We start from the raw sequence: 16,446 nt of genomic DNA, 5'->3' as shown, positions 1-16,446 counted from the left end.
CTCCCTCGAAGGCTGGTGTGTGGTCAGAGACCACCAGCATCAAGGGAGGCCCGCCCCATACGACGGAGCGACCCAGGGTGGGGAATTTCGGCGAGCAGAAGTGGGGAATTTCAGTGAGCGCCGTCACTACCCAGGTTTGGACTTCTCGAAGGAGTTCCATGAGGACCACATTTGGCCGAAGTCGCTCTTCACTCGCCGACGTCTCGAAGAGGCCGGCGTGCCACCCCAAGCAGTCGACAGCTACTTGATGCGCGTCAACTCGCTGCCGAACCTGCAGCTGCTCGAGGGACGTCAGAACCAGGAGAAGCTCGCGAAGCTTCCCGCCAACTGGATCGAGACTCTGCCCGACGCTCGCCGCGAACCGTATCTTCGCGAGAACGACCTCGATGGGATCAGCCTCTCCCTCACGAGCTTCCTCGAGGGCTTCGCAAAGCGACGAGAGCGAGTCAGGGAGCGACTCATCCGAGCGCTTGGGGCAGACGGCAAGGACGCGACCGAACGCGAATGAGTTGAGTCAGGTCATCCAAGAACTCGACCGGACTTTCCGACGTCAGTTAGGCGGCGTTTGTCACGTTCTGCCACTCCGCCGAGAAGTCGCGAAGTGCGGCGGCCAAGTTGGAGACATAGGCCCCCCAGGCCGATGAGGATCGTACGTCGCCCTTCGCGGGGAACGGAAGCGTGACCATCCAGAGCGGGTACGCTCTGTCTCTCAGTCGCGCCAACTCGACTTGGTTGGGCGCAGAACTGGCCTTGGCCGGGTAGAGCAATAGCGCGAGATCGGAGGCCTGTCCGTTCAGCATCGCGAGGTGGCTGTAGGCGAACATCTGGTAGCCGTCCTGGGAGCTAGGAACCGTCCCGGTGTTCATCTTGTACTTCGCGTCGGCCAGAATCACCTTCTGCGAAACCTTCACCATAAAGTCGGGGAACGAGTCCCCACTCTCAGCATTTCCACCGGCCCATGGACGAGGAACGTCCACGCCCTCTGCGGGATCGGAGTCGCGGCTCACCGCCGTCAACGGGAAGGCGCTTTGAAGAGCAACCTCAAGACACTGCTCCCAGAACTTCTCCATTGAGATGTGCACCGTGAGCCCTTCGCCATGCTCATCACCGTCCTCGGGCGCGACCCCATGGCTGCGAAGCACGGGCAACGCCGCGTCGACCACAGGCTGCCATATCCGATCTAGCGGCCCGAGCCACAGCCGCTCCGCGTTGCTCATTGCGTCCTCGGGTCGGATCAGGCGAACCGCAGTGAGGTGACGGAGCAAGAGCGTCGCACGAGACTGAGTAGTCGGGCGAAGGCGAGCGATCTTGGGCGGCAGCTGATCGGTGGCAACGACACGAAGGGCCGAAGCGACCACCCTGAGCAGCGGCGTATCCATGGTGAGTTCATCGAAGACCGACTCGACTACTGGGACCCCGGTCGCGATCGAGTGTAGGAGGCTCTTCTCCTTGAGTCGCCCTCGTGGCATTCCCAGCGCTTCGGTCCGTTCCTCGTACCGCGGACGAGCACGGAACAGAAGCGGCTCCACCTCGTTGAGGAACCGCTCGTGCTCGAGCAGCCTGAGAAACGAAGGTGCGAATGCGCCCTCAAAGGACGCAGCTCCCGACGTCAGGCGGCTACGGTCCGCAAGGAGCATCACGTCGATGAGCTCCTTGAACGGATCCAGGCTCGAAACGTCCGCCTGCTTCGGCGTTTTAGGTTCAACGCCGAGTTCGACCAGGTCCGCGTGCTCATCCGAGAACGCGGCGACTGCCAACGCGAGGCTCCCGGCCGAAGCGCTGCGAACGAGTGCGGTCTCCTTCTCGTAGAGAACGATGTGCGTTGTCGCACCCGGCCGGTGATCAAACTCGCGGAGGACATCAGCTCGGACCGCCCACGGCTTCGGCAGCACGGTTACGGTCACGACGCCGTGCCCCCCGTCCGGAAGCACGGCGAACCCGGAACGCGTGCCGCGCGGACTCGCACGGATCCACATCCGCTCTGGGCTAGTCGTCGGATTCGCCATCGGTCGCCGTGTCATCGGCCGACTCATCGTCGTCGGGGAGGTACCCGCTCTTCGCACCGGCGGGTATGTCCACAACCACCAGCCCGCGGGTCAGACCGTATCCCTCTTCGCGAATTGCAAGAGAGAGGTCGACCAGGAACCCGTCGAACTTGGCCCAACGGTCCTCGACCTCAACATGGGCGGCAGCTTCAAGCCAGGAGCGGCGAAGAGCGGGATCCAGAAGGTCGGTCGCTCCAGCTTGGGTTACCGTGTCGATGAGCTGGGGCAAGATTGCATATCGCCACACCATCCACTCGGCGTCGTCGTCGGGCGAAGGGGCGGGCGCCGGGGTGACGGCGGTCAGCATCGGGAGATCTATCACTCCATAGGCCCTCCCCTTCGGGCCACCGGTGTGCTCGTGCCAACCGGGGTTCACGCTCACTGCGCGCAGTGCGTCGATCACTGCGCGAGTTCGGTCGAGGGTGAAGAGCTCGAACGTGTTGTTCGACAGCCGAAGCCAGACGTGCACCTGCTGCTGAAGATCGTCCGTCAGCCCGTCGCCGGCGGCAGTGCGGCCCTGATACTTGAGTCGGAAGTTGTTACCACCTGAGTTGTACTCGATCGTATTGCCAGCGTAAGTCTCACCGTCGTAGCTGATATCGAGGCGATCCTGAATCCCGCTCGATGAGCGCTGCGATTTCGTGACACCACCGGACGTCATCGGGAAAAACTCATCAACCAACCCGCGCCGTGATTTCGTGACGTCGGGTAGGTCGAGCTGATTGTGATTCCCGCCCCACATACCCCCGACCTCGAGCCAGTACGCCTCCGTGACAGAGGGGTCTGCAGCGTCAACTCGCAGCTGCGCGATGGGGTCGCTCGGTGCAGCGACGGCGCCGACGGTAGGGGTGACACCGAAGAGGTAGCTGTGACCGAGCATCGCATTCGGCCCGAGGCACTGCCGCAGCGCTTCATTGAGGTTGCTCAACGCGCTGATCGAGCCATCGATTCGTGCCGCGGCATCGGCACCCTCCACCGCCTCGATCGATGCACGGAGGGCGGAGCCGACAAGAGGCTCGACGCGGATGAAGCCGAACCGGCGGCGAAGCGCCGAGTCCAACGGAGCGATCGAACGGTCTGACGTGTTCATGGTTCCGAGCAGATAGACATTGCTGGGAACCGAGAAGATCGAGCCAGAGTACGGAAGGGTGACCTCCATGCCGTCGACCCAGCTCGCACCGTCGAACGTTGATCGTTTTGTGGACTCCATGCAGAGCAGGAGGTCACCAAACACCTTGGGGACGTTCGCCCGGTTGAGCTCGTCGATGAGTACGAGGAAGTCACCTTCGGGGTGATCGAGCGCCTCGGAAATCACCACGCGAAGGAAGCCATCCCGCCGAACGAACTGCTCCCTTACGTCGTCGTAGCGAAGGCCCTCGACGAACTCTTCATAGGTCGTGTTCGGGTGCAGCGTGATCGCGTAATTTCCCTGACCGTTGCCAAGGAGCCGACGACCAGTCTCGTCCTCCCACTGTTCGGCGACAGAGGTAACGACATGACTCTTGCCGGTACCAGGAGGACCTTCAAGGACGGCGTTCTTGAATCTACGCAGGACGCGAATTGTCTCGACGGCGAGTTCCACGCGATCTTCTCTCCATGTCCCTGAACGTTTGGCTCAACTTTAGAGGGGAGCGAAGACACGAGCACACTACGAGCGAGTACGCCCCTCGAGTGCGGCCTTTGCGGTCGCACGCAGAGCATCCGCGACATCGTGGCTCGCACGCTTGCCGACAATTGCCCCCGCGACAGCGAGATCGATCCGCTCGAGAAGCTCTTGGTCGCGACGAGAGCGGAGTTGAGCGCCAAGCGCCGCAAGCCCTTCGACCGTCTTGCTATCGAGATCCGGAAGCGGCAGACGACGCAAATCAGTCGCTTCAACTTTCAGCGCGCCGCCACCAAGAACGGTGGACGAGACTTCGGCATTCGCCCATGCCCACGCTGAGTTGAGCAGCGCGCTCATCGCTGACGCCGGAATCGCATCCTTCGACTCCTGCCACATCGTCGCGAAGTTGGCGTCCACGAGCGCTCCAGCCGAGTTGGAGTACGCGAAGGGACGACCGCCGCACACGCGGGGCATGAACAACGCAGGCCGATGGCGCGGCGCCATCGGGGGCAACTGATACCAGAAGCCGACCTGCTGCCCGCGCCGATCGTGCTTGGCGTTCGTCGCGACCGCCGCGAGCTCCGGGAACGTTTTCGTCGGGTCGGAGTCCACAAGAGGCGTCCTCGCCACCCTGTCGATCCAAGCGCTGACCTTGGCGGACAGAACCGCTGGAGCGGGGTCACCAACACGCTTTGCGTCGGCTTGAGTCACCCAGCCCCGGAGATTGAGCACCCTCGCGGACAACGCCGATGTCTCCGAAACATCGAGCTCGTCACCAAGGTCGCTCTGACGTCTGACCGCAATCTCAAGGCACTCAGTCGGAACGTCGAGCATTGCGAGTCCCCATCGTGTGGCGGGGCGGGCCGCCCCGTCGATCTCGGCAAGATAGAAGAAGTCATTGGCGCCGGTCCGGAGTCCCTGACCGACCCGCCACCCGTAGGCCTCAATGGTTCGAAGGCGCATACTCACTGCGCTCTGTCCTACCGCAAGCGCCACTCGGGGCGCCAAGGCGCTGCGCTCGCCGGTGGCGGAAAGCGAGATCTCCTGGCTTACGCGTGCAGTGAGACCACGCGTGACTGTCACCGGTTGCGGAGAGGCAACCTTTCGCAGAGCCCGCGCCACCGCCTGCTCCGACTTCCGGGCGCCGAGCAAGGACCCACGGGTCTCCAGTTCGCGAGTGGCTCGACCCACGACAATCGAGTGACCTGTTCTCGGGCCGACCGAGCGCCGCCTCGCGACGACCAATTGCGTCCGAACGAGTGCGTCTTCAAACCAACTCGCATCGCCATCCTCAACCACCACCTCGACGTCGAACGCGAGGTCGAGAAGCTCGCGCACCGCGTGCGCATAGTTACGGTTGAGCCAGGCCTGCGGCGCCACCACCGCGAGCACGCCCCCTTCGCGCACCAAAGCAGCACTCAGTACCCATGCAGGAACCGCGATGTCAGCGGTGCCGGGATAGGCGTGTGCGGCCCGGAGGAACGCCGCTTGGGCTTCATCGCCCAGGGCAGCCCGGTTTTGAAGGGAGCGAACAAGACGGCTCCGAACGGTTGCCGCAGAAGGAATCGTCAGGCCATCGACGTAACCCTTGGATTGGTAGCGAATGTATGGCGGGTTGGTGATCACTAGATCGAACTGCCCGCCAGGAAGCACCGCCGAGAATGCATCGACTGCCTCAAGCGAGACACCGGGTTCACCAGCCATGACCACGCTCGCCTGCTCGATAGCCTGCGGATCGAGGTCATACCCGACCATCGACTCAGGGCGAGCCCCAACTTCCAGACAAGCTGCAAGCAAGTCTGCCGATCCGACCATGGGATCGATAATCGAGAGCGCAGACTCAGCGTCTGCCAGCGCCGCCAATAAGCGCCCGACGGGGCGACCAGTGAAGTACTGACCGAGTTGCTTCTTGCGGGTGCTCTCGTCGGGTGTTTCAGCCCTCAAGTGAGCCCCTGAAGTTCATACACCCGTCGCGCGTCGAGCGTGATGGGAACACCGTCGACGAGCGCGCGGCCGACAAGCTGCGAGAAGAGGTGCTGCTGCTCACGAGCACCCGCCGGCGATGTCGCGCCTTCGGAGGACGCGGCGGCGACCAGTTCTTGCATCGTCGTTGTGACTTGACGCTCAAGTTCCGGCGTGCGCTTCTTGACGCGCAAGAGCGGGTCGCCGCTCACCGCGACATGACCGTTCACCTGCTTGAAGCTGGCTTGAGTCTTGTCGAGAATGCTTGCCGCCGTGACCGCCAACCCGGCATCTCGCAGACTCTCTGCCAGTGCGCGCCAGACCGAGGCTTGCGAAGAGTGGAAGACCAGCGTCGCATCCGCGTCTGGAGTCATCACCCGACCGACCTCGCTAAACACGGAGGTGAGCAAGGCTTGGTATGCGTCGACACCCTTACCTTGCGCTGGCGAAATGATCGCCTCTTCGGTGGTATTCGTCGTCCGGCCGAGCCACAGCTCGTTGATCTGGTTGATTTCCGCATAGGGGATGTACGCCCCGAATGGCGGGTCCGTGAAGACGTAGTCGACCGAATCGCTGCCGAGCTGGAGGTGGGAACTACTCCCAGTGACAACATCGACTCCATCTCCGAGACCATGCAGCAGCTGGAAGGCCTTCTCGAATACTGCGATCTTCCGCCTCACGCCAGTGAAGACGTTCTTCTCGACCGGAAGTCCGCTGACGTACAAGACACCCGACTGCGCGCCCGTGACGATGAAGTCCTTCGAGTTCTTCTTCAAGACGACCCGAGTCATGAGCGTGGAGTGCGCCGCGTTGTACGAGAGCACCAGCAAACGGAGCGCCTCTTGCAGCGGCTCGGGCTGTTCGTCTATCAAGCTCCACAGAACTCCGAGCGCGCGGAAGTTGCGCGCCGTGTAGAGGTGATGGAGATGAGTCATCCCCTGGTGGTAGCCGCTTCGATGGAGGTCGCCCCACTCGAGCGGCACCACCGGCGCGGCCGACGGAACAGGACGAGACAACGCACTGCTCTCGGCGTGTCCGTCATCGGACGAGGCGAGGCGACTCCAGTTGCGGCTACCCGAACGTCCGTAAACCTTCCACGGCACCCGCTTCCTCCGCGTCGTTGCTTCGCCGGTCAACGGGTCGGCAACCGTCTCAGCGACTCGTCTCCACGCGTCGGGCTCGCCGACGAAACCACAGGCACACCTGTACGAGTCGTCGAACCGCAGTGGCTCATACCGCACCCTGGTTTCGGCATAAGTGGTCTCGGCCCCGCAGCGCGGGCAGGCGACGACATCGCTCCAGATCACTTGGCGGATCTGCCCCGGCCGTCCATCGGGCGAATCCGCGGCGTACAGGTCCGACTCCATCTGCTCCGCAGTATCAAGAAGCCGCTTCGCAGCCGCCGCGAATGCGGTTGGCTCTGGTGCCCTCGTCATCACGCGACCGAGCAAGGTTCCGATCTCCGACAGCTCATACACCGTGGCGCGACGCGGCCCCCATACCGGGGCGAGCCCACGTGCAGCCGCAAGAGACTTCATACGCTCGGTCGGTCGAGCACATAGGAGTGCCGCTATTCCTGTGGATCCGGATCCGCCGAAGACGTCGAGCACGTGATCGCCGGGCTTGGTGTGGCACGCGATGAACAGTGCGACGCTCTCCGCCGAGATCTTCGTCGGGTAGGAAAACGCGTTATAGAGCGCGCCCGTGCGATCCGCCGGTAGGGGCTCGGAGTACAGCGCCGTCAGCGCGCTCTCGTTCATCGTGACCCCTTCTCATTCGTCGACCGCGTTCGGCCGGTCGCTCGAATCCGGATCTCATCCCCCGACTTGGCGAGCGCGAACTGCAGTTCACTCCCCGCTTCAAGCTCCAGCGCACGGAGCAACTCGACTGGGATACAGACTTGGCGGACCTTCGTGAGGGCGCGAGGCCCGTGCCACACAACGTCATCCTGCGCCATGCGTCGACTCTAGCATTGCTAATAGGAATATTATATCTAATAGTTTTGCTCTAGTAGTAACCCGCCATTACGAAGGGACGAAGGCGGCGCCGTCCGGCGCCGCCTAGTAGAAGGCCAGGGTAAGGCGGCCCTCCGACAACGAGTTGACTGCCAGCTGAGCCAGGACGAGAAACGCTTGAAACGCTCGACCACGTCCTGGCGCGGACTGTTTGTTAGCTACTCCAACACTGGGGCAAGCCGATGCATGTTCGGCCTACTCAGCGACGGGGCTGATGCGTCTCCAGGCGCGAACGGCGACTGGGTGCCTCTTGGCGGGTTTCCCTTGGAGAGCCTGTTCGAGGTTCCAGGTGCGCCGCTCTTCGTCGTCAAACACTTCAAGGAGCGGACGATTGCCTCATCCGGGTCGTAGCTCGTGAAGTGCTCCAACTCCCGTGCCGAGACGAGGAGCGAAGGCGTCTGGCTCGCTGGCCCGAACTCTTCAAAGCGCGCGTTCGCGAAATGGAACGGCTCGCTGGTGACGACTAACCCGACGATGCTGCGGTCACTCGGGATGTGCTCGAAGCCGGCGCTGCGGTTCCTGATCTGTCGCGCGGTGGTGTCGATCTGGTTGCGCCCCTTGACGAGGTAGCGCTTGATGATCTCGGCGAAGTCCCCACCGCCCGCCCTAGCGTCGATGCCGAGGCCGGCAGACTTGCACCCCAATGCCGACTCGAATCCACAGCCTGGCCTACTTGCTTGAGACCGCCAAAGCGGCGCCCCGATGCGATTCAGTACATTCACCACAGCGTAAGTGGATCCTGTCGCCTTGGCGGGGTTGACGAGGTCTTCGGTGTTGAGGCCGAGTGCTTTAAGCCAATGCTGCCCTTCGCCGCCGGCTTCCCGCTCGACATTCACCGGCTCAGCGGTGGTGGCGGACCTGGTCTTCGTCGGAAGCAAAGAGGATGCTCGAGGTATGACTGAGTTCCTTCAGCGTCCTGGTCCTCGACCGGTGGGGTCGTCGCGGACTGCTGCGGTCGAGTTCTGTCAGGAATGGATGGTCTTCCTGGGTGAGCGCGACACCCTGATCGCAGAGGGGCCGGCGGCGGCCGTTTGTGACCTTTACAGTTCGCGTTACGTCGCTCTTGTCGACAACCACAGGGGCAACATCGAGGTGCCGCTGGTTCAGCGCGCTATCGCACTCACCGAATCCGACGGTCGCCACTGCATAGTTTTCCATCCCGGGGGGTGTCTACCAGATGCGGCAGCATTGGCAGACGCGAGGGGCGTGGTGTTGATCATGTTTGATCCCCGGACCGGTGCTATCGAGGCGCGCAATCAGCTGGCAGTTCCGATCTGCCGCTCCCGTCGGCTTCCTTAGATGCTTCGACCCAGGACCCGAGCTGGCGACTCCAGCCGGGCCGGTGAGGCAGGCTCGGCTGCGGCCCTGCGGAGCTCTGTTCGAGCGGCTTCTTGGGATTCGGTGATGGTTGGTTCGATGTAGCCGCGATGAAGCATGTCAACCAGTTCAGCTTCGGCGGCCTTCGTCGTGGGAGTGGTGAGGACGATGACATTGCTGCGTCGACCACGGGTCAGGCCGACGTAGAGTCCGGCGGCGTCAACTCCGGGGCCGACCAGGGAGCGGTCCGTGGTTTCGCCTTGGGCCCCGTACACGGTGGAGGCGTAGCCGAGGTGGAGGTGCTGGGCCGCGTAGCTGGAGTCGACCCTTCGCACTTGACTGGAGTCGGCTGTGGAGGCGAGCAGGATGCCGTCGTCGGTGATGCGGGTGATTACCCAGTTCTGTCGGTTCTCCACTTCGGCGCGGGTGTCGTTGCGTCGTGTTTGCACGATGTCGCCGACGAGGAGCGTTTGCCCGTTCTGTCCAAGAGCTGCTCTGTCTGTGTTGACGCTGCCGCTGTGGATGCGGCGGGCTTGGATGGCTTCACTGACCGCCTGTGCTTCGGCATGGGTCGCGGTGATCAGTGAAATCGTCTCGCGACGATTCGTCGCAGTGAACCAGGCATCTGTCATCACACTTGCAACCTCGCTGGTGCTGTTGGTCAGTTGGACGTGACCGGTCTGGATCAAGTGGTCGGCGACGTTGTGGCGGTCCTCGTCGGTGTCCGCTTGCCGGAGCTCGAGTGTGAAGTCTCCCCAGCCAGGTTCCTGGAATCGGTGCACGTCGAGCAGCTCCACGACGCTGACGCTGTTGCGGCGCAGAAGCTCCAGCGCGCCGGAGTGTCCGACCGGGAGTGCTTGGTTCGGATCCCCTACGGCAGCGATTCCGGCACCCGTCTCATGGGCGAGTGTGAGGAGTGCGTTGGCGGCGTGGAGGTCGAGCATGCCGGCCTCGTCGACCACGATCCGGTCTCCGGGATGAAGGGCGTCCTCGCCAGGGCCACCGTATGGCCGCATCGTGTTGGGGTCGATCTCCCCGATGGTCAGCCTGGACCATTGAGTGCGGCCTGTGGCGTCGGGATTCCACCGCCACCCATAGGCGTGCAGCAGTTGATGGAGTGAGGAGGCGTCGCTGTCGGTTTCGCGGCCTGCGACGGTGGCCGCTTTCTTGGTCGGGGCGACAACGACCATCCGCCGGTGCTGCAACCGCAACGCGGCCGCGGCCACCTTTAACATCGCAGTCTTCCCTGTCCCGGCCGCCCCGATCACGGTCACGAGATTGCTGCTGCCACCAATGACCGCGGCGCCACCGACTTGGCCAGAATCCAGGACTCTGCCGGGGTCAACCGCTGCTGCGATGCTTTGCACTGCCTCGGTGGGGAGAGGTTCACCCGCCTCGGGGAAGAGTTGAAGCTGATTGGCGAGCGTGTTCTTCGCGATCGCGGTGGTCGTGGCCACGAACTGCTTCACGTGGTCCGGCACCGCATCGGCGTCGAGCAGGCGAACCGTGTGCGTGGCCACCGCCCTGTCGACGAGGTCGATCACGAGTTGGTGGAGCGTTTCGCGTTCGGTGATGATGCCGGTTGCGGCCAAAGCGCGGAGGACGCCGGCGCGAACGTCGTACACGGAGAAGCGGCCACCAGTTCCGGTGGAGCGGCCATCCGCATCCACCACGGCCCTGGCGGCCACCAAGTCCAGGTCAATGTCCGCGACAGCGACCGGCTCGACGGCAACCCCGGATCGCCCAGTCACATCCGCGCCGGCCGCATGGATCTCGTTGCGGATGATGGCCGCCCAACTGTCCTCATCGAGGTCGCGTGGCTTGTTCGGCCGCCCGGCTGCCCATGCCCACCGGTCGATCTGGTTCAGCACATCCCGGGACGGCTCCTCAGCAGGATGCTGGCCCCGCCACCAATCGAGGCGCTTTGCTCGGTTGGTTTCGATCTGCGCGGATCGCTTCGACAAGGGCCGCACCAAGTGCTGGAGCTGCTCAATCTCGCCGTCCGCGTCGAGCGTGAACCCCTTAGCCGCGAGGGCGTGGATCCAGGCCGGGTCAGTACGGGTCGCGAGGTCGCCTTCGGCGTTCACCACGTTCTGGAACCTAAGCGCCACCCTGGTGTCCAGGTTGGACCACTTGCCGTCCTGACCTTGGACTTTGACGTTCAGCCAGAGGTGGCGATGCTTGTGCGGGTCCAATGACCGGGACCGTTCGTGCTTCAGCTCGACCACTTCAACCCGGGCCAGGTCTTCCCGGATGAGACCGCCGGCACCACGGCGGGCGTTGAGTTCGGTCTGCCAGAGGTGGATGATCCGGTCCCGTAACCGGTCCTGCAGATCCTCGTACGCCGCATTCAACTCAGGATCCAGGAGCGCGGCGATCGAGAACGACTTAGGTGCGTTCACCGTCGCATCAAGAACCAGATCCGCGACCGGCGACTCCAGGTCACGGCCACGCCGCTCCCCGGTGAGTGGGTCGAACCCATCCACCCACGCCCGCAACTGCTTCCGGCTGAGGAGGTCGTCGCGGATGACACCGTCTTCGCAGATATACCGGGTCATCACCCCATCCGCGTAATCCGCGGCAGCGATCACCCCAGCAGCGTCTTTCGCGGTCAGGGTGGCATCACAGACCCCGCCGAAGGCGTACGCGACCGCCTGCTTCACCCCCTGTGAAGCAACCCCTCGTTTCCACCGTGCAACACCCCCACGCACAGCCTCCAGAGTACCCCTCCCACTACAAAGTGCCTGCGTGCATTGCCATATTTCGATCCATTGCCATATTTCGATCCACTTTTCGATCCGCTGGTCTCTGTGGCTCCGTGACCTGTTTCACCCACCTCGTCTTCTTCATTGCTCGATCGCCCTGATCGTCTGTCCGCTTGGCCACAAGGTTCCTCGTTCTCGTTTCGAGAAACGCTCGCCGGCTGTCCCACGGAGGGGACGCGTGACGTGGAAGGTCACGTTGCGGTTGCCGTACCCTTGCGTGGATTTTCATCGTGCGGGTCTGCGGGCACCTTGGTCCCGTGGGCCTTGCCACTTAGCTCGAGTCAGTAGGCCGACGCGCTGGCGGGCGACCAAACGGGAAGCGAGATTAGGATTTCGGCGTGAGAGACCCAATGCATTTCGAAGCCCTGGCAGAGGAGTACGCGGCCGCCCGCCCGCCCTACCCCTCGGCGCTGTGGGACACCATCATGGATCTTGGCGTCCTGCAGCCGGGACACCGAGCACTCGACCTCGGCGCCGGCACCGGTCAAGCAACAGGGCCGCTCCTCGCGACAGGACTCCAGGTAACGGCGGTCGAGCCCGGCGAGCGACTCGCGCAGCGGCTTCACGCGTCTTACCCGACCGCAACTGTGCTTGTGGCGCGTGCCGAAGATGTGGACCTCGCGGCGGGCTCGTTTGACGTTGCCGTGGCAGCAACCTCGATCCATTGGATGGACCTGAACGTCGTCCTTCCAAAGCTTCGTCGAGCACTGCGGCCCGAGGGCACGTTGCTCATTTGGCGCCATGTGTTCGGCGATCCGGAAGGGCCCGCAACGTCATTCCGCGAACGTGTAATGCAGATCGTGCGGCAGCGCGGCGAGCCGTCGCCCCCAGGAGTTGACCCCGATGACGCCGACGCGACGGCCGCCGAGCTGACGGCATCAGGCCTGTTCGCGGTCGACGGGATCTCGACGTTCCGATGGAGCATCGAGCTCGATGCGGAGCAAGTGCATCGACTATTCGCCACCTTCAGTAACTGGTCACCCGAGGAGGTGAAGCAAGCAGCAGAGGGAGTGCGCGAATTGGGTGGAACGGTTGTCGAGCACTACCTCACATATCTCATCGTGCTCAAACCCGCCGAGAATGCCCGATGAAGGATCGGCGGATTCTGGCGGTTATCGCAACAGGGTGTCCCCGAGTACTTCGTTCGGGGTTTGGAGGGCGAGCGGCCGAGTACCGCTGCGATCGCTCTGCAGGAGAGCCCAGTCGCGATGCCGCGCGAGATGTCCTCGCGCTCTGCAGCGGTCAACTGTTGCCTTCCGCGGCACGGGTTCACGGTCGAACGCCGCCGTGTTGCGCCAAGACGGCGCGGACCGTATGAGGAGTACTCCAGAGCGCACGCGCGCTCAACCGGCTCGACTAACCCCGCGCCCACCGCTCCCAGAGTTCGTCTTCCAGCTCACTCGCGAACACCACCCACACCTCCGGACCAATCCTTCCCGAACGGTGCATCGCCCGGTTGAGACCACCGCCGTTATCCGTTTTCACACTTAAAGGTGGCCAATTACTCAATCAGTCGGGGACCGACTGCGCCTCTGATCATGCTCATCAGGGAGCCAATCAATCCGGGCAGGGCGTCGTCGTCGACCTCTTGCGACATGAGCCAGACGTCCATCGCCTCGCCCATGCCTGTCGCGACCGCGATCAGCAAGGTGCGCGGCACGTCGTCCCGTACCGCTCCCACCCGTTGCCCGGTGGCGAGCACCTGCGCGATCCACGGGAGGGATGACTGCTCGAGCTCATCCCGCGCCTTCTTCGACGCGGAGTTCTTCGCCGCGGCGGCCCAGCCGCGCAGCATAGCCGCCAACTGCGGCGATGCGACGAGCGCTCGCATGAGCCGGAGGTAGTAGTCGCCCAGAACCGACCAGAAGGCATCGGCATCCCCGACGCTCAGATCGGGCAGTGGACCGACCTGTTCGAAGAGTCCGCCGAGCCCGACCTGTGCGACGTAGGCGTAGAGGTCCTCTTTGCCGTTGAAGTAGTAGTACATCGACCCCTTGGAGATTCCGGCGGTGCCGATGACCCGATTCAGCGAGGCGTCGTGAAAGCCGTGAGACGCGAACTCGTCGAGTGCCGCCTGAACGATCGCCTGTTGCTGGGCCGCGGGCAGTTTCGCGAATCGGGGTCGGACCATTCGATCAGCGCGTCGAGTTCGGGCCCGGGAATGACGGGAGTTCGACGCGGTCGTGGAAGCTCCTGCCCATCGCGATGTCGGGAACCTTGGGGAGCCCCATCATCTTCAACACCGTGTTCCTGACGCCAAGCTGGAATCTGTTCTTCGGGGCGAACGCCAGGCCCAGCCCCTGGGCGCCAGCTTGCTTGGAGCGTACCAGCGGGGCCAGCCGCTCTTCGTAGCGGGCGAACGCCTCGCGGTAGTCGCTGGTGCGCGCGAGTTCGGCGGCCAGGGTGTAACCCTCCACCATGGCCAGCGCCGAGCCCTGCCCGGCCAGGAACGACGGGCCGGCGCCGGCATCGCCCACCAGGGCGATGCGTCCGGTCGACCACGACGGCATCCGGATCTGACTGGCCGTGTCGAAGTAGAAGTTCTTCGCGTGGGGCATGACCGCCAGCATCTCGGGAACTTCCCAGCCCATGCCGCCCAGCTTCTCACGCAACAGACTCTCCTGTGCCGCGCGCTCGACGGGCACGTGGCCGTCATGACGCACGGTGAATAGGAGCAGGGTGGCGTCGTCGCGGAAGGACAGGCGGATCGCCTGGAACCCGATCTCGGCGTACATCAGCGCGATGAGCTCGTCGCGCTGCGGATACCGCTCAGCATCGAATGCGGCAACGACCAACCCCAGATATTTCTCAAATTGCTCATCGGGGCCGAAAGCGAGCCTGCGCACCCGGGAGTGCAAGCCGTCCGCGCCGAAGACGAGATCGAAATCACGGGTGCTCCCGCTCTCGAAGGTGACCCGAACGCACCCACCGTCATTAGCGAGGTCGTGCACGGTGTCGCCGAGAATCAGCTCTACCTCGCCGCCCAGCGAGTCGTAGATGACGGAAGCGAGGTCGGTGCGCGGGATGCTCATGTACCGCTTGTTCGACTCGATCACAGCCTCGGGGTTGAACGACGCGATCTTGCGGCCGTTCCGGTCGATCGCTCTCGCCTCGGTGAAGACGTAGCCGTGCGGGCGCAGTTCGGGCACGATGCCCATCCGCTGCGCCACATCGAAGCCGGCGCCCCAGAAGTCGATGAGGTATCCGCCGCTGCGTAGTTCGGTTGCGTGTTCCACGATCGTGATCTCGTGACCCGATCTATTCAGCCAGAATGCCAGCGTAGGACCGGCGATCCCGGCTCCCACGATCAAGACCTTCATGACGCATCGTCTCCGTCTGTCCGTTTAGACCGCTAGTCTAAACTGGCGGTCTAAGACCGTCAACATCGGGCGCAAGCGCTGCATCCGCCGCGAGGAATAGGTCTGGCTGCCGGTTGTGCTGTGAGACTGGGTCATGGTTTCGACACGGCACATCCCGACAAGCAGGGGCGCCGTCGAATTCTGCTTGTGCGGGGGGACCGGCTATTGGTGTTGTTCTTCCCTGGCGGCCATTGCTCCGCGAGGTGTGATTGCGGACGGGCCTGTACACCGAGCTAGGGCACGCGGTTCTCTCCTTCTCACGCCCCGGATACGGCAGCACCAAAGTCGGCGCGTTGAGGCCCGCCGATTTCCCGCCGCTCGTGCGTGAGGTTTGCAGGCACCTGACATCCGCGCGACCGCCGCGGCCGTCGGCGTATCGTTCGGCGGCACGCAGGCCGTGCGCGTTGCTGGAGATCGGGAGATTGGTGTGCAGAGGCTCGTGCTGCACAGCTGCGCACCGTCCGGCTTGGCCTATCCCGATGGTCGGGCAGAGGCGATAGGTGGCCCGGCGCTGTTTTCCCCCTCCTTCAGGGTGTCGTATGGCGTCTCGAGCGCCGATTGGTCCGCTCGGACTCGGGATTGCGGCTCGTGATGTTGCGGCTTTCGAAGCTCCCGGTAGAGGACTGGTGGGGTCGACTTAGCGCCGCTGACCGGGTCGATGCGCGGGCGTTGTTCCAATCCATGTGGTCTGACTCCGGGTTTGTGAACGACCTCCGCCAGGGGCTCCATGGCGGCGATTCGGCGCGGCGCGTCGCCATGGGAACGTGCGCTGCCCGACTCTTGTGGCGGGGCCGCGGCATGATCGGGGAGTCTCCTTCGCACATGCACAAGTCTTTGCCAACGCCATCTCGGGCGCGACTCTAGTGGAACCCGACTCACCAAGCCACGTCTTCTGGGCCGGTCCGGGGAGAACGCATCTGACGTCGATCATCGGGTTGTTCATTGGTAACTGCCCGTGAGCGCACATGGCCGTTGCTTGCCCGGATCCATGTGTTCGGCCTTCATCTCTGACGTGGTGTCCTCGACGGCGGCGCCATGGGCGATGGTGGCGCCTATGGCTGCATTGCTGCAATAGTTGCATGTATGCATGCGATTGAGCAACATGGCTCGCTGGCCGACCGGATGGTGGCCCGACTGCTTCAGACCCGGTGGCTGGTCCGAGCCCTTGTGCCTGTGTTTCGCATCGGTCTCGGGGCGATCGGGGGAGGGCGGCTGCTGCTACTCGAGCACCGCGGGCGGACGTCCGGTCAGCGGTGACGGCGCTCACTGAAATTCCCCACTTCTGCTCGCCGAAATTCCCCACCCTGGGTCGCTCCGTCGTATGGGGCGGGCCTCCCTTGATGCTGGTGGTCTCTGACCACACACCAGCCTTCGAGGGAG

General features: G+C 63.7%; 11 protein-coding genes. 2 read left to right on the top strand and 9 right to left on the bottom strand.

Annotated elements, in window-relative coordinates; genetic code table 11:
• The first annotated feature begins 217 nt into the window (after positions 1–217).
• A complete protein-coding gene (locus tag ACO2Q7_RS17235; protein WP_423356959.1) occupies positions 218–508 on the top strand; it encodes a hypothetical protein in 291 nt (96 codons plus the stop codon).
• A gap of 46 nt (positions 509–554) precedes the next feature.
• Here the strand turns inward: ACO2Q7_RS17235 and ACO2Q7_RS17230 are convergent, their stop codons facing one another.
• The 6 genes from ACO2Q7_RS17230 to ACO2Q7_RS17205 all read right to left on the bottom strand — a co-directional run bounded on the left by ACO2Q7_RS17230 (position 555) and on the right by ACO2Q7_RS17205 (position 11,500).
• Positions 555–2,021 carry a 5-methylcytosine restriction system specificity protein McrC gene (locus ACO2Q7_RS17230; RefSeq protein ID WP_423356958.1) on the bottom strand — a complete coding sequence of 489 codons (1,467 nt, stop codon included), beginning with the start codon at positions 2,019–2,021 and terminating at the stop codon, positions 555–557.
• Positions 1,987–3,627, bottom strand: coding sequence for an McrB family protein (locus ACO2Q7_RS17225; RefSeq protein WP_423356957.1), 1,641 nt, complete (start codon positions 3,625–3,627; stop codon positions 1,987–1,989). The genes ACO2Q7_RS17230 and ACO2Q7_RS17225 overlap by 35 nt, the downstream gene beginning before the upstream one ends.
• 66 nt (positions 3,628–3,693) lie before the next feature.
• Positions 3,694–5,592: an N-6 DNA methylase gene (locus ACO2Q7_RS17220; RefSeq protein ID WP_423356956.1), complete on the bottom strand. Its 1,899-nt coding sequence runs from the start codon at positions 5,590–5,592 to the stop codon at positions 3,694–3,696.
• Positions 5,589–7,370, bottom strand: coding sequence for a DNA methyltransferase (locus ACO2Q7_RS17215; protein WP_423356955.1), 1,782 nt, complete (start codon positions 7,368–7,370; stop codon positions 5,589–5,591). The genes ACO2Q7_RS17220 and ACO2Q7_RS17215 overlap by 4 nt, the downstream gene beginning before the upstream one ends.
• Positions 7,371–7,783: 413 nt before the next feature.
• On the bottom strand, positions 7,784–8,503 hold the full coding sequence (locus ACO2Q7_RS17210) for a hypothetical protein (protein WP_423356954.1): 720 nt from the start codon (positions 8,501–8,503) through the stop codon (positions 7,784–7,786).
• Between the two features lie 417 nt (positions 8,504–8,920).
• Complete coding sequence (locus tag ACO2Q7_RS17205; protein WP_423356953.1) at positions 8,921–11,500, bottom strand: AAA family ATPase; 2,580 nt, start codon at positions 11,498–11,500, stop codon at positions 8,921–8,923.
• A gap of 545 nt (positions 11,501–12,045) precedes the next feature.
• Between ACO2Q7_RS17205 and ACO2Q7_RS17200 the strand changes: the two genes are divergently transcribed.
• Positions 12,046–12,798, top strand: coding sequence for a class I SAM-dependent methyltransferase (locus ACO2Q7_RS17200; protein WP_423356952.1), 753 nt, complete (start codon positions 12,046–12,048; stop codon positions 12,796–12,798).
• On the opposite strand, the gene ACO2Q7_RS17195 is transcribed toward ACO2Q7_RS17200, so the two are convergent.
• The 3 genes from ACO2Q7_RS17195 to ACO2Q7_RS17185 form a co-directional block, all read right to left on the bottom strand.
• Complete coding sequence (locus ACO2Q7_RS17195) at positions 12,750–12,980, bottom strand: helix-turn-helix domain-containing protein (protein ID WP_423356951.1); 231 nt, start codon at positions 12,978–12,980, stop codon at positions 12,750–12,752. The two genes, ACO2Q7_RS17200 and ACO2Q7_RS17195, sit on opposite strands and share 49 nt — an antisense overlap.
• A 228-nt stretch (positions 12,981–13,208) precedes the next feature.
• Positions 13,209–13,838, bottom strand: coding sequence for a TetR/AcrR family transcriptional regulator (locus ACO2Q7_RS17190; protein ID WP_423356950.1), 630 nt, complete (start codon positions 13,836–13,838; stop codon positions 13,209–13,211).
• 4 nt (positions 13,839–13,842) lie between these two features.
• Complete coding sequence (locus ACO2Q7_RS17185; RefSeq protein ID WP_423356949.1) at positions 13,843–15,027, bottom strand: FAD-binding domain; 1,185 nt, start codon at positions 15,025–15,027, stop codon at positions 13,843–13,845.
• Positions 15,028–16,446: the final 1,419 nt, after the last annotated feature.

Source organism: Rathayibacter sp. KR2-224 (assembly GCF_049446075.1).
GTDB lineage: Bacteria > Actinomycetota > Actinomycetes > Actinomycetales > Microbacteriaceae > Humibacter.
The sequence above is the reverse complement of the archived record's forward strand: the minus strand, read 5'-3'. Positions and strand labels throughout refer to the sequence as shown.